This is a genomic window from Candidatus Aegiribacteria sp., from assembly GCA_021108435.1.
Classification (GTDB): domain Bacteria; phylum Fermentibacterota; class Fermentibacteria; order Fermentibacterales; family JCC-6; genus Aegiribacteria.
Window position 1 is genome coordinate 17,773 of record JAIOQY010000184.1, and the last position, 24,442, is coordinate 42,214.

18 protein-coding genes are annotated in these 24,442 nt (G+C 46.3%); 5 read left to right on the forward strand and 13 right to left on the reverse strand.

Annotated features, from left to right (window positions below):
* Positions 1–102: 102 nt before the first annotated feature.
* The 3 genes from K8R76_10795 to serC all read left to right on the forward strand — a co-directional run bounded on the left by K8R76_10795 (position 103) and on the right by serC (position 3,830).
* Complete coding sequence (locus K8R76_10795) at positions 103–1,509, forward strand: LptF/LptG family permease (protein MCD4848662.1); 1,407 nt, start codon at positions 103–105, stop codon at positions 1,507–1,509.
* Positions 1,506–2,597, forward strand: coding sequence for an LptF/LptG family permease (locus tag K8R76_10800; GenBank protein MCD4848663.1), 1,092 nt, complete (start codon positions 1,506–1,508; stop codon positions 2,595–2,597). Before K8R76_10795 ends, K8R76_10800 begins: the two co-directional genes overlap by 4 nt.
* A gap of 147 nt (positions 2,598–2,744) precedes the next feature.
* Positions 2,745–3,830 (forward strand): 3-phosphoserine/phosphohydroxythreonine transaminase, encoded by a 1,086-nt coding sequence (gene serC / locus K8R76_10805; GenBank protein ID MCD4848664.1) that lies wholly within the window; start codon positions 2,745–2,747, stop codon positions 3,828–3,830.
* A gap of 178 nt (positions 3,831–4,008) precedes the next feature.
* On the opposite strand, the gene K8R76_10810 is transcribed toward serC, so the two are convergent.
* Entirely contained in the window at positions 4,009–4,155 is a 147-nt protein-coding gene (locus tag K8R76_10810; GenBank protein ID MCD4848665.1) for a hypothetical protein, read from the reverse strand.
* 666 nt (positions 4,156–4,821) lie between these two features.
* Between K8R76_10810 and K8R76_10815 the strand changes: the two genes are divergently transcribed.
* Entirely contained in the window at positions 4,822–6,951 is a 2,130-nt protein-coding gene (locus K8R76_10815) for a T9SS type A sorting domain-containing protein (GenBank protein MCD4848666.1), read from the forward strand.
* 789 nt (positions 6,952–7,740) lie between these two features.
* On the opposite strand, the gene K8R76_10820 is transcribed toward K8R76_10815, so the two are convergent.
* The 4 genes from K8R76_10820 to K8R76_10835 form a co-directional block, all read right to left on the reverse strand.
* Positions 7,741–9,900, reverse strand: coding sequence for a hypothetical protein (locus K8R76_10820; protein ID MCD4848667.1), 2,160 nt, complete (start codon positions 9,898–9,900; stop codon positions 7,741–7,743).
* A gap of 81 nt (positions 9,901–9,981) precedes the next feature.
* Positions 9,982–11,976 (reverse strand): NAD-dependent DNA ligase LigA, encoded by a 1,995-nt coding sequence (ligA, locus tag K8R76_10825; GenBank protein ID MCD4848668.1) that lies wholly within the window; start codon positions 11,974–11,976, stop codon positions 9,982–9,984.
* Positions 11,966–13,834: a DUF1926 domain-containing protein gene (locus K8R76_10830; protein ID MCD4848669.1), complete on the reverse strand. Its 1,869-nt coding sequence runs from the start codon at positions 13,832–13,834 to the stop codon at positions 11,966–11,968. The genes ligA and K8R76_10830 overlap by 11 nt, the downstream gene beginning before the upstream one ends.
* Positions 13,835–13,967: 133 nt before the next feature.
* A complete protein-coding gene (locus K8R76_10835) occupies positions 13,968–16,106 on the reverse strand; it encodes a hypothetical protein (protein ID MCD4848670.1) in 2,139 nt (712 codons plus the stop codon).
* A 179-nt stretch (positions 16,107–16,285) separates the two neighbouring features.
* On the opposite strand from K8R76_10835, the gene K8R76_10840 reads away from it, so the two are divergent.
* The gene (locus tag K8R76_10840) at positions 16,286–16,978 is read left to right on the forward strand and encodes a hypothetical protein (GenBank protein MCD4848671.1); all 693 of its coding nucleotides are present in this window, start codon (positions 16,286–16,288) and stop codon (positions 16,976–16,978) included.
* A gap of 115 nt (positions 16,979–17,093) precedes the next feature.
* Here K8R76_10840 and K8R76_10845 read toward each other — a convergent pair whose 3' ends face one another.
* Genes K8R76_10845 through K8R76_10880 form a run of 8 tightly spaced genes read right to left on the reverse strand, consistent with a single transcriptional unit; the run spans position 17,094 to position 24,374 of the window.
* Complete coding sequence (locus tag K8R76_10845; GenBank protein MCD4848672.1) at positions 17,094–18,410, reverse strand: hypothetical protein; 1,317 nt, start codon at positions 18,408–18,410, stop codon at positions 17,094–17,096.
* Positions 18,411–18,421: 11 nt separating this feature from the next.
* Entirely contained in the window at positions 18,422–19,630 is a 1,209-nt protein-coding gene (locus tag K8R76_10850) for a zf-HC2 domain-containing protein (GenBank protein ID MCD4848673.1), read from the reverse strand.
* Positions 19,627–20,226 carry a sigma-70 family RNA polymerase sigma factor gene (locus tag K8R76_10855; GenBank protein ID MCD4848674.1) on the reverse strand — a complete coding sequence of 200 codons (600 nt, stop codon included), beginning with the start codon at positions 20,224–20,226 and terminating at the stop codon, positions 19,627–19,629. Before K8R76_10855 ends, K8R76_10850 begins: the two co-directional genes overlap by 4 nt.
* A 13-nt stretch (positions 20,227–20,239) precedes the next feature.
* Positions 20,240–20,734, reverse strand: coding sequence for a hypothetical protein (locus tag K8R76_10860; GenBank protein MCD4848675.1), 495 nt, complete (start codon positions 20,732–20,734; stop codon positions 20,240–20,242).
* Positions 20,735–20,766: 32 nt separating this feature from the next.
* Positions 20,767–21,528 carry an acyl-ACP--UDP-N-acetylglucosamine O-acyltransferase gene (gene lpxA / locus K8R76_10865; protein ID MCD4848676.1) on the reverse strand — a complete coding sequence of 254 codons (762 nt, stop codon included), beginning with the start codon at positions 21,526–21,528 and terminating at the stop codon, positions 20,767–20,769.
* Positions 21,525–22,841: a UDP-3-O-acyl-N-acetylglucosamine deacetylase gene (lpxC, locus tag K8R76_10870; GenBank protein ID MCD4848677.1), complete on the reverse strand. Its 1,317-nt coding sequence runs from the start codon at positions 22,839–22,841 to the stop codon at positions 21,525–21,527. Before lpxC ends, lpxA begins: the two co-directional genes overlap by 4 nt.
* On the reverse strand, positions 22,838–23,866 hold the full coding sequence (lpxD, locus tag K8R76_10875) for a UDP-3-O-(3-hydroxymyristoyl)glucosamine N-acyltransferase (GenBank protein MCD4848678.1): 1,029 nt from the start codon (positions 23,864–23,866) through the stop codon (positions 22,838–22,840). Before lpxD ends, lpxC begins: the two co-directional genes overlap by 4 nt.
* 1 nt (position 23,867) lies before the next feature.
* Positions 23,868–24,374, reverse strand: coding sequence for an OmpH family outer membrane protein (locus tag K8R76_10880; GenBank protein ID MCD4848679.1), 507 nt, complete (start codon positions 24,372–24,374; stop codon positions 23,868–23,870).
* Positions 24,375–24,442: the final 68 nt, after the last annotated feature.

A 24,442-nucleotide genomic window follows, 5' to 3' on the forward strand; every position in this document is an offset into this window, starting at 1 on the left:
TCCGGCCAGATCAGGGTTCCCATTTGCGTGTTGAAAGAACTGAACCAATCAGTATAATTGTCGTGTTGTCAAATATTCCCGAAGGCCTATAATGAGATGTATATGAAAAAGCTGCAAGTTTACACTTTACGGGAGTTTTTTTCTCCCTTTCTGATATCAGCGGGCATATTCACTTTCGTGATGCTGCTTGATAAGCTTCTCGACCTTCTTGATATGATAGTCAGCAAGGGTGTACCTGTCCGAACGGTTGTCGAAGTATTTTTGCTGCTCCTTCCCTCGATGGTAGCCGTTGTAGTACCGATGGGAGTTCTTGCGGGCGTTCTGATGGCTGTGGGCCGTATGGAATCTGATCTGGAAGTAACCGCGATGAAAGCTTCCGGCATCAGCATATTCACCTTACTGAAACCTTTGATGCTTGCCGCTCTGATCCTGTCTGCTGTAATGGTTCTTTTCAATAACTACGTCCTTCCTGACGCGAATCACCTGGCCAAGAATCTGCTCCTTGATATCGGCACCATGCGTCCGGCCGCCAAGATCATCCCCGGTATGTTCGTCGACGATATCGACAATTACAGAATAATCGTCAGTGACAAGGATGATCTGACTGGTGACCTGGAAAATGTAGTGATACATGAACGGATACCGGGTACTAACGGAAGAACAATCACAGCGCTGAAAGGCCGTATGGAACCGGTATCCGCAAATCGATTCTGCCTGGTACTCACTGATGGTCAGATGCACGAACTGTCAGAAACAGGAGAGTACAGAAAACTCGATTTTTTGACCTACACTGTCGAGATAACACGCTCGGAAGAACTCATCAGACAGAACAGGAACAACAGAGGCGATAGAGAGTTGTCGGCATCCCAGATGAGATCTCTTGTAGATTCGCTTGAAAAGCAGTCAACCGCTCTGACGGATTCACTGTGTATCACCGGAAGCGAGCCTCTCCTGACGCTTCTCACTGATTCCACGATAACATCAGGAAGGGGTGGAATATTTCCTCCTCCTGACAGTCTGGATGAACGTACAAGGTTCAATATTGCCAGAAACTACTTTATCCAGCATGCATCCAATCTGAGAATATTGGTTGACAGGAAAGCCTCGGTCCAGAGAAGTATCAGCCGATACCGGGTGGAAATAGAAAAGAAATACTCAATTCCTTTCGCATGCCTGGTTTTTGTACTGCTCGGTGTACCGCTGGGTCTCTCCACCCGCAAGGGGAGCGCGGGTATCGCGCTTGGAGTCAGCCTGCTCGTGATTCTTGTCTACTATCTCTTTCTTATCGCGGGTGAGCATCTCGCTGATAGAGGCATGATGCCGCCTTTCCTTTCGATGTGGCTGCCGAACATAATACTCACCGCGCTTGGAATCGTACTGACGGTGAGAAGCCTTCATGAAGGTAATCCGCTTCCAATCGAAAGAGCCGTCTCTGGAATGGTGGCCTTCGTTAAAAGATTCCACCGAAACGGCATCGGCAAATCCAGTCAGAGCGGAGCAGATCAATGAATGCGCGAAAACTGGATATATATCTTGCTTCGAGATTCATGAAGATGATTGTTGTTGCAGTATCTTCCTTTGTCGTGATCTTTGTCAGTGTTGATGCTTTCGATCATTTCACCAGATGGGTGGACAAGGATGTGTCTCCAGGGATTTTCCTGGAATATTACTTCTATGGTCTGCCTTACATCATCGTGCTTGTACTTCCCGTTGCGGTTCTTCTCAGTTCCCTCTTTCTGATTTCATCGCTTTCCCGAAGAAACGAACTGGTAGCCATGCGTGCCGCGGGTATCAGCATTCCCAGAATTTTCCTTCCCCTGTTTCTGGTCGGCGCTCTCGCATCTCTGTTCGAGCTCGGAGTAGGAGATTTCATAGTTTCCAACGCCATCTATCAGCAGAGCCAGGTTAAGCGAGTGCAGATAGATGGACAGGAACCGATAAATTACGCCAGAAGGAGCGGATTTGCGCACAGGTCTCCAAATGGAGCAATTTTCGACATAGGTTTCTTCAACGGTGAAACCGATATACTCACTGATGTAACAATTGAGTGGTTCGATGACAGCTCCAGAATCACCCGGCGGCTTGATCTGGACAGAATGATCTGGTGTGACACACTCTGGACAGGAATAGGAACTGTTGACAGAGTTTTCGGTCCATCCGGAGCCCTTGTCCACACTACTTCGGATTCTCTCCCGCTTCCCGGAATCACTGAAACTCCAGAAGATTTCGGATCAAGACAGAAGGCTCCTCAGGAAATGAATTTCGTTGAACTGTGGAACTATATCCAGAGGGTGAATGCGGCAGGCGGTGATTCCAGAGGTGATATGGTGGAATTCTACCTGAAGATCCTTTTTCCATTATCAAATCTGATCATGGTAATGGTTGGCGCGCCGCTTGCGCTGAGGAATCCGCGAAGCGGTAAAGCGTCCAGTATCGGACTTGCAATTCTACTTGCGTTCATCTTCTTCTCGCTGCTCCGTTTCGGCCAGACTCTCGGACATAAGGGAGCGCTTCCTCCTCTTCTAGCGGCAAGCATAGCTGAGATAGTCTTTATCGCACTTGGATTATTCCTCCTTACGCGGGCATCAAGAGCATAACCTCTTAATTACTATACATATAGTGAGTTAACGTATTTTTTCTCATGAACACTTGCTTATTGGCACTTCGAAGTTGCATATTTTCACCTGTTCGTACTCATTCGACAATCATACATACGGTGCTTCACTCAATTCAGGGAGGCTGAAATGCCAGAGCGCATACACAATTTCTTCGCAGGTCCGGCTACTCTTCCATACGATGTTGTTAAAAAATCTTTTTCCGAAGCTGTAAATTTCAATGACAGTGGAATGTCAGTTATGGAGATATCCCACCGGTCTGCCGCTTTTGACAGCATGTTCACCGAAGCGCAGAAGAATATGCTTGAGATCATGGGACTCTCGAATGACGAATACGCTGTCCTCTTCCTCGGCGGCGGAGCCAGTACACAGTTCTGTGCCGTTCCTTTCAACTTCCTCGAGAAAGACATGACTGCTGATTATGTAGTTACCGGCGGATGGTCGAAGAAAGCTGTCAAAGAAGCTAAATTCTTCGGTAATGTGAATATCGCCGCCAGCAGTGAAGACGCGAACTTCAGTTTCATTCCGAAGCAGTTCGACCTCACTCCCGGAGCCGCTTACGTTCATACGACCAGTAACAACACTCTTGTTGGCACCCAGATAAAGGACTTCCCTCAAACCGGTGATGTCCCTCTTGTCTGTGACATGTCCAGTGATTTCCTGTCCAGAAAACTTGATTTCAGCAAATTCTCGCTTATCTACGCTGGAGCGCAGAAGAATATCGGCCCATCCGGTGTCACCGCTGTCGTTATCAAGCGTTCATGGGCTGAGAAAGCACGCAAGGAAGTCCCTTCGATGCTTGCTTACGCTACCCACATCGATAAGAATTCCCTTTTCAATACTCCACCCTCCTTCCCGGTCTACGTCGTTGGCAACGTAATGAAGTGGATACTGGAGCAGGGCGGTCTCGAAGCTGTTGAGACGGCAAACAACAGGAAAGCCGGGCTGCTTTACGAGTATATGGACGAGAACAGTGATTACTACAGATGCACGGTAACCGATCCTGCAAGCAGATCTCTTATGAACGTCACGTTCCGTCTCCCAACCGAGGAACTTGAGAAGAAGTTCATTGCTGAAGGAGCCGACAACAACCTCATCGGACTCAAGGGACACAGATCAGTCGGCGGCTGCAGAGCATCCATCTACAACGCCATGCCGCACGAGGGTGTCGAAGCACTTGTGAACTTTATGAAGAGGTTCAAGGCGGTAAATTAGAACTGATTTCTATGAGCTTTATAGTTGGGCGGGGAGAAATCTCCGCCCTTCTTCAAACCTGAGATCAATTATCGCTCTACATAACCTAATAACTGTCAGGTAGTAAGTCGCCGTAAATGTTGCCTGCATCGATTATCATCCAGTCTTGTCATTGACTGTTATTAAATTCAGGTGGTATTTAAAAGGAGGAAGTGAAGGTTTGAGGGCTGTTTATCAGATATCCGCCATCCGGGAGCTTCGTTACAGCCTGATAATTGCTGAATTCATCCGTTCCCTCAAGAGCGCATGTCCATAACGTGTCATTCTGTTCTGTGCAGGCAATCATCCACATCTCGCTCGATCCCCCAAGTTGGGAATAGCTCAGTATGAGCCGGTTATCAGGGATATCCAGAACAACCACTTCACATGATACCGGACATCAAACTGAATCAATTACAATCGGTTTGTGGGGTCGTATCTTGAATTTTGGTATTTTTCTATCTATTGATTATTCTCAAGATTCTCTATGCTATGATCTTGCTGATAGTACTGTAGTGCATTCCAGAATGCTTGCAATCTCTTGTTGGCTATAACTATGTTTTATATGAGCAATATGGATAGCTTTATTACAACCGACTTTGTTAAGCAGTTTCATTCCCGCTGATAAATTTCCATCGGATGTCTTAAGTAGTAAATGGCAGTGACATCAGGCAATATGCATGGCAAAGCCAGTTATGTCGGCTTATCGTCATAAGTAATTGTTCCAAAAACGCTGTTTTTATCGGAGTCGTTCAAGAAAATGTTCTGTCAACCGGTACCACGAGCAGTCACGTGATACATGATACACAGCAACTGGATATTCTATTCGGAGTGATCTAGTTATAGGTGAATAACTATCACGCCAAAATTCAAGATACGACCCTATAAACTATAAACACCCCTCGAAATCCACAAGCCATTGCCTTCCAAAATCCAAAAACATATACTAGAATAAAGAAAGGCAAGATTTACGATGAGATTTAAACTGTATACATCACCATTGATAGTACTTTCTTTCATTCTCATTCCTGCTTTGTCTTTCGCCGAACCAGATTGGTACTGGTTGCATCCGACACCTACCGGAGCATCTATCCATGAAAGCTTCTTCATAGATTCAGAAAATGGTTGGATTTCGACAGCGAACGCACTTTATATAACTCATAATGGTGGTGAATCGTGGGAGGAAGGCTTTGTTTGGCCCTGGTCTAATCCAAGGTTTTGCGATATCTTTTTCATTGATTCATTAGAGGGCTGGGCATGTGCATATGGCCTTATTCTCCATACTACAGACGGAGGCAGCACTTGGGATATTCAAACAAGTGAATTCCAGGTATGGTTTAAATCAATTCATTTCGTAAACTCAGAATGCGGGTATGCAGTTGGTCACAATTCTGCAGTAGTGCGCACAGACAATGGTGGTGATACATGGTATAGACAAGCAGTGTCTGATCATGGCCATACTTTTGAGGATGTGTTTTTCGTTGATTCAACGACAGGATGGATTGCAGGCCTCAGGAGTTCCTTCTTTTTTACAAATACAGCAGGCTCTTCCTGGATTGAGCAGCCCACAGGAATTGTCCCTATTGGTAGTTATGATTTCCTCTGGTTCAATGATAGTCAGACCGGTTGGGCGGCAGCTACTACCGGGGAAATTATCGCCACCTCTGATGGAGGGGAGAACTGGGTTCAACAGTATTCAGAATTTCATTGGCTAAGTGATTTCGATTTCGCCGATCTGAATCATGGAGTTGCTTGTTGTAGAAATTCAGGTGCGATAATCCGTACTGATGACGGAGGAAAAACCTGGGTTTATGAGATTGTTCCGCATGAATTGGCTGATCCCCTGACGCTGTACACAATCTCATATCCTGATGCTACCACAATACTGACAGCAGGTGTGTACGGTCTCATCTTCAGGAGAACCGATGCTGCCGGATGGGAGACATTATCCAACCATATGATTATTGAAAGTCAGAGGGGAATCTGCCATATCCCCACGGGCAACGTCTGGGTTTGCGGTTTGTACGACAAGATAATGCACTCTGCAGACAACGGTTTAACTTGGGAATTCCAGACTCTACCACCCGAAGTTAAAGTGCTTAACGATATATGCTTCTTGGACTCAAACATCGGATATGCATGTGGACGTAAAGAGAATGGTCAAGGTGTTGTGATTCGGACCTTTAATGGTGGAAGCACTTGGGAGATTGCCTCTCCTCCTCCTAATCTTCAAGAACTCTATTCTCTTGATTTTGTTTCGTATGATAGTGGTGTTGCTGTTGGTGCACTGGGTGAAGTCATACGCACATTTGACGGTGGAACTAGCTGGGTTAGGATGAATCCACTGACATACATGACACTAAAGAAATTCCGGTTCGGAGATGCTGACCATGGATGGGCAGTCGGAAATAGTGGAATTGTTTTGCGATGTGATTTCTCTTCAGATTCCTGGTCACTGCAATACAGTAGCACAGATTCAGATATGTATAGCTTATTCGCACTAAACGCTGATACTGCTTGGGCTGGAGGTTGGAACGGTACAATCATAAGGACCCATAACGGTGGAGATAACTGGTACAAGATAGGTGAGACTGGCAATGACTATCAGGATATCTGGTTTTTCAATGGGAACTACGGGTATTTTGCAGGAGGAGGCAATGTTTGGATCACCGAAAATGGTGGTAACTCACTCTACGGATCAACAGCATCAAGAAATGGCTACGTCCGTTACTTCTGCTTCAGCGATCCGAATAACGGATGGGGATGTGGAAATAGTGGTCATATTCTCCGTTACGGAGAGGGGGGAACCAGCGTAGAGGATCAGACGACTTCCTGTATGTCCTCATCGCTTAACCTTTCCATTTCCCCAAATCCCTTCGTATCCCTGTTCTGTATATCATTCGATCTTCCTGAACCCTCGCAGGCTCGATTAAGTGTATACGACATTTCCGGTCGAGTGGTCATGGCACTGGATCTGGAATATATGAATGAAAGAGAACAAAATATATTGCTTGACGGTGCCCGGTTGCAGCCAGGTATCTACCTGGTTCGTCTCGAATACAATGGGCAGGTAAGCACCAGTTCGTGTGTCAGGCTCAGATAATCAATTAGCTTGTTCCAAAATCAAAACATTAATGAAGTAGATTTATCTCTTTCGCCAACGGGCACGAAGAGTAAGGACGACTACGACTCACTCGTTGACCATTTTTGCTTCCTCATCAGCTGGAGAACGCTCATCTCTATTCTAAAAGAACTCCTGAGTTCTCAGAGTTGCTTCAATCTTATCGTTTTCCAATTGATTCCATTGGCTCTGTAGGTCTCTCGTAAAGAGGATTTCCTTAACTACTCCACTCGTTGGTGATGACGCATACGACTAAAACTATGATGCCATACCTTTGCAGTTTTTAGCTTTGAGCCTTGCGCCAATATTAGTCCAATGTGCGGTTAGTATTGTTCCATTACGCTCATAGGCTCCATATAGCAATATGAATCTTGATTTCAAGCCGTTCCGGGAATTTTCCCGAAACAGCATATTCGTCCCAATAAAGTCTCCGATTTCTGCCTGAAACTGACCATACTGCACGAAACAATCTTGGTCAAACAACTTGTGGGGTCGACTTGTGGGGTCGTATCTTGAATTTTGGTATTTTTCTATCTATTGATTATTCTCAAGATTCTCTATGCTATGATCTTGCTGATAGTACTGTAGTGCATTCCAGAATGCTTGCAATCTCTTGTTGGCTATAACTATGTTTTATATGAGCAATATGGATAGCTTTATTACAACCGACTTTGTTAAGCAGTTTCATTCCCGCTGATAAATTTCCATCGGATGTCTCAAGTAGTAAAAGGGTAAGTTACCCTATCGGAAGCGGTGGTCAAACAATTATATCTAGTCGGGAAATAGATAACCCGGGGCGGGTGAAGAAGCTTCAGACAACTCAAACTGATAGGTATCAGGATTGTTCAACCATCTTGCTATCTCCATAACTGGTTCCGGAGAATCGAGCCAGTAATCCGGGATGTAACCGACGCCCTCTTCAAATCCTGGCGCGATAAAAAGCTTGCACGGCAGGAAGAGACGGATGAGCGAGTTCGGCAACCAGTATTGGTGAACCTCTCCAAATGAACCTACACCTGCGGAATTTTCGCCAATCAGCATGGCTCCTGGTATTGACTTGGTATAATCAATCAGGGCTTCTCCGGATGATGCCACACGTCGGTCAATCAGAAATACTGCACGGCCCTCGTAATCTCCCATTTGCCTGGGAGTCAGTTCATCACGTACATACAGCCAATTTCGGACAGGTTTTTCTCGCAGGCGTTCCAGGGCCTGCCGCATTCGATTAACAGTTTCTTCAAATCCTGCCGGCATATCTTCGGTTATGGGCATTGCTGCTACAGAGCCGACAGTGGCAGGTGTACAGAACATGGCGCAGTACATTCTCCACTGTGCCACGCCATTCAGATTTTTGACAAATTCCTTGGCATATAAGCTGGACCCCCCTTGATTTCCCATTAGGTCAACGATAAACCGGTCCGTCTCGGCAAGGGCAGTCCCATTCTTTACAAACATCTGAAGATGCTCATGATGGCTGGTGGAGAAGCTGGAAATACGAACAAGATCAATACTGTCTATTTCGGTTGCGTAGTATACGCGGTCATCCTGGTGCTTTGCCTTGCTCAACCGGCATTCATGGAGCGGAAGTGCTATCGAAACTACTGAAGCAGAATCGAAAAAGGACGATTCACTGGAATCCGAGCCTGACTCCTCTGCAACTGCAGGCTTTGCATGGAATTGGAAAGAGGCTTCAGAAGTCTCCTCACTTGTGAAGACTCCAAGCTGAAACTGCTCAACACCGCGCCTGGACAGAATCCTGAACAGCCGGTCTTCCGGACCGACATAGGTCATGCCGGGATCTACGGAGTTGCAATTCGATCGGACAACGCTGTATTCAGTCCCGGAGCCACTACCACTATTTTCAGCGGAAATTCTCTCAACGATTACATTGGCAAAGTATGGGTTTTTCCTGTTCAGAAAGCGATGCCGCTCATGACCGGCTACTCCAAAATGACCATCCTGTACATGTTCTAAACCCTCCGCAATAATGCGCTCCATGTCAACAACTGAAACCTTCTCGCTTCCCTCGGCGAGTTCAGTCAGACTATTATAAACAGCATTGAAGTCTACTCCCTGGTTTTCCCAATACGAATAGCCGCTGTATGCATTCTCGAAGAGGTATTTCAGCATTTCAATGTCCTGAAACGCCTCATTTTCTGAAATGCTGTCAGGACACTCTCCATCTGCAGCGTAAACCAGTTCCATGAATGTTGTCGGTCGATAAAGCTCATTTATGTAGGCTGCAAGTGGGCCCTGTACTTCACGCGGCTCTGTATCACCACATTCATCGTCGTAGAGGAAGATCAACTCGTCTATCCATAGTATGCCACTTATCGAAGAGAAGAGAATAAATTTCACATCCCTCGCCAAGTGTGCATCCAGATCAAGAGATATACTGATTTCAGCCCAGTCGAAGGAGCCTTGTGGAAGCCTGGTCAGAGTGTTACTCCTGTCCCCAAACACACCGTCGTACCAGAAACCGGCATAGCAGTTATTAAACTGATTGCCTTCCTGCTGCAGATCCTGCCCTCTTATGTAAAACCTGACGGTGACAAACCTTATATCATCCGGTAGATCGACAGAAAGCGAATGCCAGCATGTGGTGGAATCGCTACCTGAGATCCTAAGACTGCTCCCTGTCACAAAGACACATGTATCCTGTTCGATAATGTTATCTACTTCAGCCTCTCCAGTAGTAGCACCAATATCCCTTTCCATACCAGCAGGTGTGCCATCTACAAAGGTATCGAAGTCGATTGAGCCTATTCTCTCAGTAACCGTTTCATCACTATGGTCGGTATAGCTGTCAGGAAATGTATCCGCGCAAGCCGGTGCAGTAATAAAGGCATACAGCAGCACTACCAAAGCGGGTAGCATTATCGTTTTCAGAAGCATTTCCATTTTAACGCATACTCTACCCCGTTCTATCATTTCCCGATCTTTCCGTTACTGTTGCGATTACCAATGGGAACTCAAAACATCTCGAGAACAACGTCCTTTACTTTAGCAGCGTTATAACCGCTTGAGGAATTCCTCTTCATTTATTATTTCAATCCCAAGTTCACGGGCTTTCTGAAGTTTGCTTCCGGCTCCCGGGCCGGCTACTATTAAATTGGTTTTACTGGAAACGCTTCCTGTAACCGTCGCGCCGGCTGCTTCAGCTATTTCCCTGGCTTCTGAGCGAGACATGGATATTCCACCTGTAAATACAACAGTCATTCCATCGAGGGGTTTATCAGAATTGTGAGTGTGTCTGCTTTCAGGATTGAAACCGGCCTGAAGCAGCCGCTCAACCACCCCAAGCGTAACAGGTTCATGAAAAAACGCATGAAGATTTTCAGCAAGCACCGGACCTATTCCGTCTACGTCAATGAAATCCTCTACTTCAGCTTCCATTATGTCCTTGATACTGCTGAATCTGTCTGCCAGAAGTCCTGCAACCGTTCTTCCTACTCCAGGTATGCCAAGGCCTGTGATAAATCTCTGAAGATCAGTATTTCGGCTTTCTTGAAGTTCATTGATTAGATTGTCAGCGGACTTCTCACCCATTCTTTCCATCGATGATAGCTGCTGGCGGGAAAGGTGATAGAGGTCTGAGATATCGTTTACAAGTTCTGTTTCCACGAGCTGCTTCGCCAGTTTTCTGCCAAGGCCTTCAATATCCAGGGCATCCCTCGAAGCCCAGTGGAAGATGCTTTCACGCAGTCTTGCGGGGCATGATGGATTCATGCATCTGTGAACAGCTACACCTTCCGGTCTTGCGATCGGACCGCCGCACACCGGACATCTGTCGGGAAACTCGAACCGCTCTCCCCTCTCCTCTTCGGATGGCCTTCCAAGTGATCTGACAACTTCCGGTATCACATCGCCCGCTCTGCGGACTATCACCATATCACCTGGTCTGGCATCCTTTTTCCTGAGTTCATCCTCGTTGTGAAGGGTAGCGCTTGATACGGTAACGCCACCTACAAAAACGGGCAAAAGGCTTGCAACAGGAGTGAGTCTTCCGGTTCTTCCAACCTGGATATTGATATCAAGCAATCTCGTAACTACTTCCTCCGCCTGGAATTTCCAGGCTGTAGCCCATTTCGGGAATCTGCTCTGAATCCCGATCTTCTGCTGAAGCGAAGCTTCGTTGAGCTTTATTACAACCCCATCGATTTCGAAGGGTAGAGAGTCACGAAGGTCTTCCAGTTTCTCAAACGCTGTTTTGACCTCTTCAATACTCCAGCAAACTGAATTGAGAGGACTGACAGGAATCCCAAGCGAATCCAGAAGCGAGAATAAGCTGTTCTGTGAAGTGATCCCTTCAGGCCATTCAGCAGTACCGTACGATATGAAACTGAGCGGCCTTGATGCTGTAATTCTGCTGTCCAGTTGTCTCAGGGAGCCGGAGGCGGCGTTTCTGGGATTTGCAAAGGGATTCAGATCATCCTTTATCCTGTTCTGATTCATTCTTCTGAAATCATCTTTTCTGAAGATGACTTCCCCCCGAACAATCAGAGTACCCGGAAAAGGTCGAGCCAATCGGAGCGGAATCGAGTGAACGGTTCTTGCGTTAGGAGTGATATCCTCTCCCTCAGTACCGTCTCCCCTCGTTCCCGCGCTGATGAGAACACCGTCACGGTAGATCAGCGCGATCGCAAGACCATCCAGTTTGGGTTCAACGGAATAGACCGGAGTACTGTCAAGGTCGAGTTCACGCATTATTCTGCTGTTGAATTTCTGGAATTCATCAAAGCTGAACACATTATCGAGGCTGAGCATGGGAGGATTCCATCTGATTGGCGGAAACCCGGCTACAGGTTTCGATCCGACTCTCCTTGAAGGTGAATCTTCCATCTGCAATTCAGGCCACTGTGTTTCGAGCTGTATTAACTTTCGCAAGAGTGCATCGTACTCACCGTCGGTGATCAGAGAGCGATTCTCACCGTAATAGAGTTGATTGTGATGGCGGATGAGTTCCCTGAGCCTTCGAACCTCGGAGTGTGCTTCTTCAGGAATCATTCAGACTCTTCATTTCAACAAGTAAGTTAAGTAAGTTATGCCCGGCTTTATCTGCCTGGTTGGAAATATACATGGCAGCACCCTGGTGCACTCTTTCATACCCGTTCTCCGATCTGTTGACCGATTCAAGGGGCGCGAACCAGATATCAGCTTCATTATCAATATCTACTATAACTATGACCTTCCGCCAGCGGTCAATAATCTCTATCCGCTTTCCCCTTGCGGTACCGTCTTCACCCATCATTCGCTCCGGCCCTGAATCAATTCTGAAACAGCGGTCAGGCGAGTTTCCGGTCATAAGATTCAGGCATATCTCCATGCCGGTTCTATCAAATGGATTGACGGAATACACTGATTCTACAGTAATCCGTGCGTAGTTCAGATCAACGTGCAGATCCTTCGCGAGTTCAAGGTTGTTTCTCTCATATGTGCCTTTGAAATCAACAATTTTTTCTGACTGACCGAACGAACACGATGAAAATGATTTCTGGAAGCTGACGATTCGAGAATCACACCGTTTCCAGTCTTCAAACGTTACATCAGGCACCATCACCAGATCGCTGAACAGTACCCTTCTCCATCGGTCGATAATTACCCTGTCCGCGAGCCCGTCTTCCTTCGAGAGCAGATCGTCATGAATTGTCCTTACTTCTCCTGAATCGGTCATTCCAGGAATACCATCATGATATTTCTCGCGGCGTCTGCTGAGGACATGCCCCATGGGTACAGGACCTGCGTGGTCGGGCAAGAAGCTGAACTCGCTTACCGTAAGACCCTTCTCAGGATGAACAAGCAGTGATTGAATTTCTGTCACTATGACAGTTTCCTCTTGTCCGTCAGCGTCTATATCGCTGTTTCCTATGAATGGATACATGTCCATTTCACGAAGGGCTTCGCGTTCAGCCGAGTGAAGTTCCTTCCATACAGCTTCTCTCAAATGTGGAAGGTATATTCCTCCAAATACCCCATGCCAGAAGGAACAGTTGCACTGACTTCTCCAGAAGTGATGAAGGGCTGTTTCACTTCGGGAGCGGCGTACTGTTTTTTCAGCCTCGAGTATCCTGCCGTGCAGTTCTTTAGATTCAGGATAGGTTGAAAGAAAATTCCTCCAGAAACCTTCTGAAATCCACTCACCCATCTCTGAATAACTCGCGGTGGGAATATAGACAGGTCCGGATAAATTTACTCTCGACGCTGCTGAGGGCAGGACCACCTCAAGCCATGGAGCGGATTCAATCGCGCTGAGAAAAGTATCGAGCCATCCCTGAGCGTAACAGAGTTCATTCGTTCCGGGCCAGACGCCGAACTTCTCTCCGTCATCTCCATAGAAGACGAGATCCGCGCCGCTGTTGTTCAACCGTTCGAGTTCTCTCATTGTATCCTCGACCGAAGCAAACGGGATACTGTATCTGAGTTCCCTGTTGCTTCCAAGAAGCCTGACTGTCTTTCCGGCATCTTCGGTTATGAAGGGATGAAAAAGGTTCATTCCTTCGATGCCAGCCTTCTGCAGGTGAAAATCATCGACTACAGCGTAGGAAATACCGGCCTCACAAAGAATTGAAGGCAGCTGCGGTTCCCATACTCTCTCGCTGAGCCAGAGACCCTCCGGTCGTTTGCCGGTGAGAGATTCGAGATGATCGGAATAGCGGGATATCTGTTCTATAATGTCGAACCGCCTGAAGATAGGAAGGATCGGTTCGTACCTGCCGCTGGTCAGTAATTCCATCTGCCCTTTGCGGCACATGAGCGAAACCTTTTTCAGATATTCGGGATGATACGATTCCAGCCATTCCAGCAGTGTGCCGGAAATGTGAAATCCGGTTCTGAATCCATCATGCGATTCCATAACTTCAATCATCGGCAGATAGCATTCATTATATGCCGATTCCATTATATGTTGAAAATTTCCCACCGGCTGATGATTATGAATGCAGAAACTGATTCTCACTTAATGTCCTTCAGTGGATAAATGTTCGGCTTTATCTTGGTTATTAATCAAAGCTGCCATGAAGATGCCTGTAGATAATATCAGCGGGAAGAATTCGGTCAGGATCAATATTGATCGCTCGAATATTCTTTGTTATATCCGGTATTCGACCGGAGAAGAAACCCTCTGTTGAACCTCTTGTGAGTTCAATCATTTCGGAATTCTCTTCAGTAATGATAAGAACATCGTCTGTTATCGATCCAAGCGGAAAATTCTGCCCCGGCTGGTACTGTTCTATCCAGATATGCAGATATCCCGACGAGTCAGCCCATGCGACCTCAATTTGAGGAATACCAGGACTGTACAGCCATTGGAAGAACAGCTCTCCAAACTCCCCGCTCTCCCAGATTCCCATCGCGGAAAATAATCTGCCGAATGAATCACCGGAGTGCCTGAGATTTCCGAGAGCTCTTGGTATTCCTCTCTTGAACGCGGGTATCTCTCTGGTAAGGAATTCAATAACTACCGGGGCTTTACCGAGTACCACAGGATCATATAGCGGAGATTCATTTAATCCGGGATCAGCTATCCCGTATTCCACGCCGCCTTCTATCTCTGACGTATAGAGATAGTATTTCATGTATGCTTCAAGCAGTTCAGCTGAATCCGCATTATCCTCCGCAATGGCAAATCTATAGACCGACCATGCTGCGAAAGCGTCCCGGAGGCATTCCGTAAGATAAGTACTGCCTGCGAGGAAAGCTCTTGCTGCCTCAAATACAACTGCTGCGGCCGGAACGGAAATTCCTGAGACAAGTGAATCAGACCATGATTCATACCCCTGAATTGACGAGAGCATATCAGAGGAAAGAAAGACGCATCCGGGACCAGTCAGGAAAACAGGAACGTCAAGACTGCGAACGATTACGAAATCCAGTCTGGCGCCGGAGAAGCCCATATTGTTCCAGAAAACAGATGCAAGATCATCCGCCAGATACCTCATTTCCAGCGCAAGAGAATCGGAATCATGGCAATAATACTTGCTTCTCCATCCGGAAATATCCATTTCAGAGAATACTCCTGTCGCCCAGGCAAGAGGACCTCTTATACCACCTTCCGGGGAGGAATAGGATACGATCAGCAGTGAATCGGACACAACTCTCGATAATTCCTGAAGTGGAGCATAGACTCTGTACCCCATATCCGGAACGGAAATGTCCAGTCTGTACGAAGCCGGTATATCATTTCCGGGATAGAACCACATACCACATTGAAAGGAAGTCGATGGATTGATCTGCAGTCCGCTGATTGTGATCCGGTCTGTAGAACCGGAAATGAATCCGGTCCATTCTCCGGAGAATAGACCTTTGAATACTCTTGAGGAATCCGCGACACAGCATACTGAATCTCCACTGTATTCAAAGTATCCGCTCAGAGACTCGAAGTTGGAATCGGTTCCGGTGTTCGGAAGAAAAAGAGTTAGCTGGCTATCGGATTGAGTGGGACTGAAATAAATTGTAAGTGTGTCAACCACAGTGATTTCTCTGCGTGCAGGATTAACGGAGAGAACAATACTATGATAAACATCAGGAGGAACTGTTACATCTGAATTGACTTCTTCCACAATCATGGTCCGATTGCGATCAGAGAGATAAACGGATCGTAACATATTATTTGCGGGGTTAACCAGTTCAGCGGTCCTGAAAATCCTGCTGACTGAAGAGAGAAGCAGATTGGGAGAAGAACCCTGTGTTTTCGCCTGAAGTACCGCGAGTTCCCCGGCCCCCCTGTTCCATACTCTCTCTACAACACTGGAATCCTCACATGTATATAGGACTGCAAGGAATCCAGCGGTTTCACCAAGTGGAGGAACCTCAACCATTATTGGTTTTGAGAGTCCTCCGGTTTCAAGATAATTTACTCTGTCTTCTGCTGTGGAACCGCATCCCGGAACAAGCATCGAAGTCAGAACTGTTTCAGATTCATCGGTTTTGAATACAATCCCGGTCACCAGGTCATCTCTATAGAACAATGAGTCTTCGAAAACATCCGAATGGATATCAAGGTTGAATGAAACGCCCTTACAGGTATTCAGAGAAACCTGATCTCCCGTACTATCGAATTCCGGATCCTGTCCGGTCCCGGTGCAGTATAATGATAATAGCACAGAGAACACTGACAGGAGAAACAGAGCAGTTTTCATTTAAACCTCTCAAATAGCCGGATCCGATATTATTCAGATAATCAAGGAACAATCATTGTACTCCTGAATATATGACCAAGCAGCGCGATCAACGCAAATATCACTTATCAGTATCTGAAGGTGACAATTGACGAAAGCTGGCAAATTAAACACATTTGCGCGAGCGAAAGGAAAAATGTATGAGTATTCTGTCTTTTCTGACTGGTGAGATCTTTGAAACAGTTGATGTAACCCTCAGAGACTATGCTGTAACAGGATTTTTCGGGTTCGCTGCTTTTCTATTGTTTATTTTCCTTCAGCTTCTTGGAACCAGATTGTACGTTAAGATCACTGAATCAGGACAGATAGGTCCGAAGGTATTCGTGATAGTATTACTTGTACTTGGTATAACCGGGACTGTTTTCAGCTGTTTCATCAGTCATAGCGAATCATCACTGGTTCTCGGATTTGCTTCCGGACTCTTCATCTGGACAGCGCTCTGTGATATACCGGAACAGATGAAATGGATTTCACCGCTCTCAAGGAATGCTGTTCTCGTTTTTCTTCCACTTTTTCTACTATGGACTCTCGGTATTCTGCTGCTCAGGAGTATTCCAGCTGCGGTTTTCGGTGCGACCGGATATCCTCTATGTGTATGGGGTATACATCTCGCCAGAGTAAGAGTCATATCGAAGTGGGGCCCTGCATCACTTGCAGCAACAATACTCATTCTCTTAACAGCTGCTGTTGCCGGCGGAGCACTTGCTCTGGGCATTGTACACGGAACAATCTTCTCCGGAATAATAGGCGGAGTCATCTTTGCTATTGCTACATGGTCTGCTCTTGAAGTCATATGGGAACGTGGAATGGCTGAGCGCCCCTGGAAACGCTAACCAGTAAAGATGAATGCGGACTAGACATAATGGTTGGATTACACAACCAGACGGTTATATATCGTTAGTAGTTGCTAAACGATAACCGTACAGAAGGGTGGTCCAAGCATTATGTCTAGAATATCATCCAGATCAAACCGGCATGAATGTTGAATGGACCATGTTCCATCTTTGTGTAATATATCTCATCAGGATTCGCATCCCTGACTTTGCCGCTGTATTCCTGTACCGTCCAGTTTTCGGCTGCTGTTCCCAGTACTCCGGAGATACCAAACTGAATTCCAAGGTGGTTGGAGAAAAGATACTCCAGACTGGCGTCAGCGATTGCAGCAACGCAAATCGCGCTTGAATTTGAAGCAAGTGTATCCGATCTTACATCCTGCATAAGGAATATAGCCTCACCCCCTCCGGACAATCTCAGACCCAGCGAAGGACTGGATAGCGGAATCCTTGTTCCGACTAAGAAATCAACGCCAAGACTGGATGAATGCTCCAAACCTCCCGCTCTCAATCCACCGCCGAATGACAGTCCCCATTTCCCTGTTTCCACGCCCAGTCTAATGTTGCTGCTCCAGTCAGAGTCCGTTCCCTCAAGACCTTCACCGCGTTCAACCTTCATGGAAAGCAGATTGTATTCAATATACATTATTGCCGGGGCTGACTGCTCAATCGCGGTAACCGCTCCCCCGTTCACCAGATGTCCGGAAAGGAGCCTTGCGCTGGATTGTGTATTCCCGACATCGGATATCTGAAGCAGTCCTCTGCTCCTGAGTGCTTCGTACTCGGACAGATCTTCCGGAATTCCTGAAGAAGCTGCAACTGCCGCCATGATCATGCCATTGCTGATTCCCTGTTCTCTGCCGATCGGAATGCTGAAAATCTGACTGTCCGAAGCAATGAAGGTTACTTCAAGCGGGAATAGTTCGAGAATGGATCTGGCTGCCAGCTGTTCGGCACAGGTTAAAGCAAGTCGGTAGCGATCAGGCACAAATGGAAGCATCTCTTCTCTGGAAACAGTATTTCTGATTGTCCCAATCAAAGTTCCGGCAGAAGTGTAAAACCTTCCCAGTACATTGACGGTTACCGTTCTGTATGTGATGAGTGAGTCATTCCGGAATGATGTGCGGTCATATTCTTCCGCGGCTGGTATTTCCAACGCGAGAAATATGTCAAGATTCTCTTCTGAAGCAATGGTCTGCAGACGATTGATCAGCAGATCAGGAGAAACGTTAAGATAGGATACTGAATCAAGGTCAACGACCTCGAAACGTCCGCTTCTGATCAGTTCCACCCTTACTGTTTCAAGAATACTATTGTCCGGAGCGAAATCATCGGAATCGATGGAAACAACACCAATTCTGGGAAGTGCGGCTGAACTGATTCCCGCCATAAATAGAACAATCACTGAAATAACTGATGTATGAAAGCGCATTCTGTTTCTCCTTACTCATTCTCGCAAGCAGGTGCAGTGTTAACATTTACAAAGTATTCATATATACCATCGCGCTGAATTATCAGCGTTGTGTCTCTGAATATAAATGGAATATACAAATACCACTCGGGAATGAGCGAATCAAGAAGTAATGCTGTCATACTGTCCGGTTCACCGTTAATATCAAAGACAAGCTCAATGTTGGAAAGTTTCTCAGAATCCCGCCACAGGGATGAAACTTCATCAGCAGGCATAATGCCGTCAATGGTCTGAATCCCGATGATCTCCTCAGTTCTGTCCTCTATGGACGAAGCTGGGATTGAAGATACCGTTTTGAGTCCCGTTGTATCCATATCCGGAGACAGCACAGTTTCTACCTCTGATTCTTCCTGATGAATCTCGCCGCAGCTGGACTCCAATGAGAAAATTAATCCATCTTCGGAGATTCGATCATCATGAGACATGATTTCTTCAGTTTCTTCGAGAGTTCCTTCTTCAAAATAGTAATCCTCATGCAATAATCCGCCGCTGCCTCTCGCGGAAACATCGAGTGATTCCGATATTTCATCAGGGGATGCAGATGCTCCAAGCAGCTCCTCTCCTCCCTGAGCGGTTCCGGAAGCACCCGTCTGCATTTCCGCACCACCTCCTGAAACTGCTCCGGATATCTCTCTATCGGCATCCGATCCGTACCCGATACCTGATATTCTTGAATGAGTATCAGTTTCAACGGACACATCAGTGAATTGAATCGGTTGAGTTTCCAATGGTGCTTCAGACGTCACCGAATCAATGCTGTATCCTGCCTCAGGTGCAATTTGATAAAATGAATCTTCCAAATGTTCTGTAATTGTCCGGTTCGCTTCTGATTCGTACATAGAGTAGCCGGAAGGAATTTCTATGGACGGTTTCTCGGAAAGAATGAATTTTACTCCCAGTAGAACAACAGCTATTCCTGCAGCAATGGGAACGGCTGTCCACCATTTCCAACTAGAGTGATGATTTATCTTGTCGAACAGCTGCTGTTCGATTGCTCTGAATCGATCATCATCCGGAGATCTGAAGCTGTCTCGCCATGAAGTTTCAATATGCTCCTGAGAACTTATAATTTTCCTGCATTCACGACACGACTCAACATGATCTGTTACTTCTTTCAGCTGATCCTCAGGTAATTCACCATCCAGCATCAGCATCAGAATCTCAAAATCAGGGCATTTCATTCCCATTCCCCCAGCATTGAACCAATTTCTTCTCTGACTTTCCCTCTTGCTCTGTTCAATCTTGACATGACTGTACCAAGCGCGATACCAAGGCTTTCTGCTATCTCTGAATAACTGAGCTGCTGATCAACCCGGAGTACAAAAACCGCTTTCAGTGCGGGAGTAAGCTTCTCAACAGCTTTCTCAATTGAGTGTATAAGCTGATCTCTTGCAACCATGTCATCCAGATCATCCTTAGTAGTCTGCTGTCCTTCAGCGCTGAATCCTTCGTCAAAACACACTTCTCGTCTTCTCATTCTTTTCTGCGAGTAGTTAATCGCAAGATTCGTAGTAATCCTGTATATCCAGGTAAAAAATCTGTATTTTGTATCGAACCTATCCATTGCCTGCATTGCCCTGATGAACGCATCCTGCGTAATATCCCAGGCTTCATCATCACTGCCGCACATCCGTCTGGCCACCCTGAAAACTCTTTTCTCGTACTTTCTGAATAATTCCCCGAATGCTTCTCTGTCGCCATCTTTTGCCTTCCTGAGCAATTCAAGATCAGGATTGGTCTCTTCATCTACAATCATAAGTAATACACTCAGGAGCATTCCTTATTCCCTTTCAGAACCGGAAAAAGACCGCTGCGCCGATACCGGTCTCCTTCTCGAACTCCTCATTCTCACTTTCGAATGAATAGAGGTAGGCGTCCACATAAGCATCAAGCATACCGAAAAGCCAGGCTGCGGAAGTGTACCAGATCAGATCAAGCCTTCGCTGGCTGTGTGCTTCATAAGCATGTTCATCACCGGAATGCCTGGCGTCCTCAGACGCCAGATGTTCGATTATCAGCCATGAAAGCAATCCCAGCTCAACTGAACCAAATAGAAGGCCCTTTATCGGCTTATCATTATAGAACTGTCCCCATCCCGGCAGTGCAGCTGAACGAAGTAGAGCACCCGTAGGATTCTTATTTACAATAAGTATGATATCGGAATGTTGAACGTCAGTCTCTAATGATTCAGGAATAATTTCGTGGAAATTTTCCCCTGGACTATCTGATATCAGCTCATCCTCACCCACATCACTCAATCCTGTTGAGGACAGGATGACCGTCATCAAGATCAGCAGCAAGTAACTGCTAGCCCTGGTCAGCTGATAACTCCTCTGTTGCTTGACAGGATAAAATCAGCGAGTTTCCGCGAATCTTCTGACAGCTCTGTATTTTCCATCAGTTCCCTGGCTTTAGAGGTAAGAATACCATCGGAGCGGAACAGGTATCTGAATACAGTATCAAGATCATCAAGTCTTTCTCTGTTGAAGCCTTTTCTGCGAAGTCCTATACGATTCAGCGCTGATACCCGCAACGGATACCCTCCCGCAAGCACGAACGGCGGGACATCCCTGCTTACCCTGTACCCTCCTCCAATCATTGAATACTCACCTATTCTGACAAACTGATGGATGGGTACAACACCTCCGATTGTTACATCGCTGCCAATCTGCACATGACCGGCCATGTTGACGGAGTTCGCAAGAATGACTCTGTCTCCAATTTCACAATCATGAGCAATATGTACGTAAGCCATTATCAAACAATCCGATCCAACAATTGTCCGACCGGAATCAACTGTTCCCCTGTTGATATTCGCAAACTCGCGAATGACAGTTCGCTGCCCGATAATAACTTCGGTTCTCTCGTTATTGTATTTCAGATCCTGGGGATCGGTCCCGATAACGGCTGAAGGACCTATGCTGACGGAATCTCCAATAGTGGCCGGACCCATAAGACATACGTGTGCAGCAACCCTCACACCGCTTCCTAATTTAACATCCGGTCCTATTACTGAGTATGGACCTATGGAAGCATCGGAGGGAATGTCTGATTCAATGACAGCAGTAGAGTGTATCATTTTTTCTTAACCAGCATAGCCATCAGAATTGCTTCCACTACGATTTTTCCATCAACTTTGGCTATGCCCTTCATCCTGCACATTGTACCCCGTCGCTGTATCATTTCCAGATCAAACACGATCTGATCACCGGGTTTGACCGGATTTCTGAATCGTGCTTTATCAAGCCCGGTAAAGTAAACCAGCCAGTTAGCCGGGTTATCAACCGAATTGAAGAGCATCAAACCGCCAACCTGCCCCATAGCCTCAACTACAAGTACTCCAGGCATGATGGCAGCTCCGGGGAAATGCCCCTGAAAGAACGGCTCGTTAATAGAAACGTTCTTAATTCCCACGATTCGCTTATCCGGTTCGACTTTTATAATTCTGTCCACCAGAAGGAATGGATATCTGTGAGGAAGAAGCTCCATGATATCTTCAATATTCCATGGTTTATCAGTGAGATGAGTGCTGTCCATGGTTTTTCTGTGAGTCTCCTCTATCTTCTTGATGAATTGAACATTCGAAGCATGGCCGGATTTCACTGAAATAACGTGTCCTTGCAGTCTGGCGCCAAGGAGAGACAGATCACCGATAAGATCAAGTATCTTGTGACGGACAAATTCGTCAGGAAATCTAAGCGGTTCTTCGTTCAGAATGCCGTCATTCCCAATAACTACTGCGTTTTCCAGTGTTCCGCCCTTTATCAGATTCTTTTCCTGAAGGTGTTTGACATCGTCGTACAGGCAGAATGTTCTTGCTGGAGCAATTTCATTCTTGAAGGTTTCCGAAGTTATATCAAGGGAAAGGTACTGAGTCCCCAGAACAGGATGATCGTAGTCGATGGTAAAACTGATTTTAAGACCGTCATATGGCACAACTGTGAGATTTGCTCCGAAAACATCGATACTTATCGGCTTATCGATCTTTATCAAGCTGCGGGGTTTGTCAGGATACTCCTTGATGCCGGCCTTTTCAAGAACTGTGATATAGCTTCTCACGGAACCGTCATTTGGTTCGGGGGGCTCATCCGAATCGAGTTCAAGCACAGCGTTATCAATTCCGAGACCGTACAGAACGGAAAGAACATGCTCAACCGTATGAACTTCATAGTAGTCCTGTCCGAGAGTCGTTCTTCTGGATTGTTCTTCCACCTGTCTGACATTCTCAGGACATACTTTTATGCACGGTCTGCTTCTGACATCAGTTCTTACAAATACAATTCCGGTATCAGCCGGAGCCGGTTTGAATGTTATTGAGGTCTCCTTGCCGAGATGAAGACCAATTCCTTTGTAAACTGCGGGTTTCATGAGAGTAGTCTGGAAATGGCTCATCTATTATCCTCTTCCGTGCTGTTAGAGTTCCGCATAAATTCAATAACTTTTCTTCTGAAATCGGGAAGATCCGCGAGAGCAGCGCTAATACGCAATGCCCTGTCATGAGGTCGCGCAGGATATCCCGATACTGTAACGCCCGCAGGAATATCTCGCGAAACCCCTGCCTGTGCCGCAATGACAGCACCATCCCCAATATTAATATGCCCTACGATACCTGCCTGTCCTCCAAACACAACCCCTGATCCAACTGATGTACTGCCGGCAATTCCGGTCTGGGCTGCTAACAGGCACCCGGAACCAATGGTAACATTATGAGCGATATGAATCAGATTGTCTAGTTTCGAATTATTCCCGATAACAGTACTCCCAACCACGGCTCTGTCTATGGTACATCCTGCACCAATCTCAACGTCGTCTTCAATAACGACATTCCCATTCTGAGGAACCTTGAGATGACCGTCAGGATCAGGAACAAATCCGAATCCATCTGAACCGATTACTGTACCGGAGTGAATGATCACTCTGTTACCGAGAACTGAAGTATGATAAATCACAACGCCTGGGTGAATTACGCATTCGTCTCCAATACGAACTCCAGAACCTATGATAGTTCCCGCACCGATTGAAGAGCCTCTGCCTATAACTGCTTCAGTATCAACAACAGCATTCGGGCCAACTGACACATCAGAAGCAAGGACCGCTTCGGGATGCACAACTGCGCTTGTATGAACTCCATCAAACCCGGAAGCATTTGTTTTTCTGAATATGATCAATGCCTCTCTGAAGGCATGATATGCTTTATCGACCAGTATGATGTTTCTGGAAGATGATTCAATACGTTCACCAGTAATAACCGCCAGGGCATTTGTACTTCTCAGGTGGCTTTTGTATAAAGGGTTACCATAGTAACAGACCTGATCAGGAAGAGCGTCCTGAATCGTTGAAACCCCGGACACCTGTTCATCCGCATCCGGACCTTCAAGATGCCCTCCAAGCTTCTCCACAAGAGTGGAAAGCTTCATCTCAGTTTTCGCTCCTTACTGAGAGTTTTTCCAGAACAGCATTTGTTATATCCAGTGCATTCTCAACATAGATCACTACCCCTGCTGAAATGTCGAATACAATATCATATCCTTCTTCTCTGCTGATTTCCTGCACTGCTTCATTGATATTTGCGACAATCGGAGAAACAAGCTCTTCATTCCGGGATTCTACAAGTCCGCCAGGTCCGAATATGTATTCAAGAAATTCCTGTAGCTCAATTGATTTTTCCTCGAGAAGAGCTTCCCGAGAGCGTCTTCGTTCAGGGCTCATGACCATAGTATAGTCAAGATCAGTCTGAATTGCGTCAATCTCATCCTGAAGGGAATCGGCATGCGCTTCCCAGTCTTCGATCTCCGATTCAAGCAGTTCCTTCGCGTCAGCTACTTCACCCATAGTATTAAATATTTTGTCCGAATCAATAACTGCGATTGTCTGCGCAAAGATCACATACGTAAAGGTTATCAGAATCAATGGCAATAACTTCATAAAAGCTCCTCTAAAGAATTAACGGATTATGGAATATTCACGAATCCGTGGGACAGAGCAAACTGAAC

Bases quoted from the DNA above. Each gene is read 5' to 3' on its own strand.
- K8R76_10795 (MCD4848662.1), top strand. From the start codon at position 103: ATGAAAAAGCTGCAAGTTTACACTTTACGGGAGTTTTTTTCTCCCTTT.
- K8R76_10800 (MCD4848663.1), top strand. From the start codon at position 1,506: ATGAATGCGCGAAAACTGGATATATATCTTGCTTCGAGATTCATGAAG.
- serC (MCD4848664.1), top strand. From the start codon at position 2,745: ATGCCAGAGCGCATACACAATTTCTTCGCAGGTCCGGCTACTCTTCCA.
- K8R76_10810 (MCD4848665.1), bottom strand. From the start codon at position 4,155: ATGATTGCCTGCACAGAACAGAATGACACGTTATGGACATGCGCTCTT.
- K8R76_10815 (MCD4848666.1), top strand. From the start codon at position 4,822: ATGAGATTTAAACTGTATACATCACCATTGATAGTACTTTCTTTCATT.
- K8R76_10820 (MCD4848667.1), bottom strand. From the start codon at position 9,900: ATGATAGAACGGGGTAGAGTATGCGTTAAAATGGAAATGCTTCTGAAA.
- ligA (MCD4848668.1), bottom strand. From the start codon at position 11,976: ATGATTCCTGAAGAAGCACACTCCGAGGTTCGAAGGCTCAGGGAACTC.
- K8R76_10830 (MCD4848669.1), bottom strand. From the start codon at position 13,834: ATGATTGAAGTTATGGAATCGCATGATGGATTCAGAACCGGATTTCAC.
- K8R76_10835 (MCD4848670.1), bottom strand. From the start codon at position 16,106: ATGAAAACTGCTCTGTTTCTCCTGTCAGTGTTCTCTGTGCTATTATCA.
- K8R76_10840 (MCD4848671.1), top strand. From the start codon at position 16,286: ATGAGTATTCTGTCTTTTCTGACTGGTGAGATCTTTGAAACAGTTGAT.
- K8R76_10845 (MCD4848672.1), bottom strand. From the start codon at position 18,410: ATGCGCTTTCATACATCAGTTATTTCAGTGATTGTTCTATTTATGGCG.
- K8R76_10850 (MCD4848673.1), bottom strand. From the start codon at position 19,630: ATGAAATGCCCTGATTTTGAGATTCTGATGCTGATGCTGGATGGTGAA.
- K8R76_10855 (MCD4848674.1), bottom strand. From the start codon at position 20,226: ATGCTCCTGAGTGTATTACTTATGATTGTAGATGAAGAGACCAATCCT.
- K8R76_10860 (MCD4848675.1), bottom strand. From the start codon at position 20,734: ATGACGGTCATCCTGTCCTCAACAGGATTGAGTGATGTGGGTGAGGAT.
- lpxA (MCD4848676.1), bottom strand. From the start codon at position 21,528: ATGATACACTCTACTGCTGTCATTGAATCAGACATTCCCTCCGATGCT.
- lpxC (MCD4848677.1), bottom strand. From the start codon at position 22,841: ATGAGCCATTTCCAGACTACTCTCATGAAACCCGCAGTTTACAAAGGA.
- lpxD (MCD4848678.1), bottom strand. From the start codon at position 23,866: ATGAAGCTTTCCACTCTTGTGGAGAAGCTTGGAGGGCATCTTGAAGGT.
- K8R76_10880 (MCD4848679.1), bottom strand. From the start codon at position 24,374: ATGAAGTTATTGCCATTGATTCTGATAACCTTTACGTATGTGATCTTT.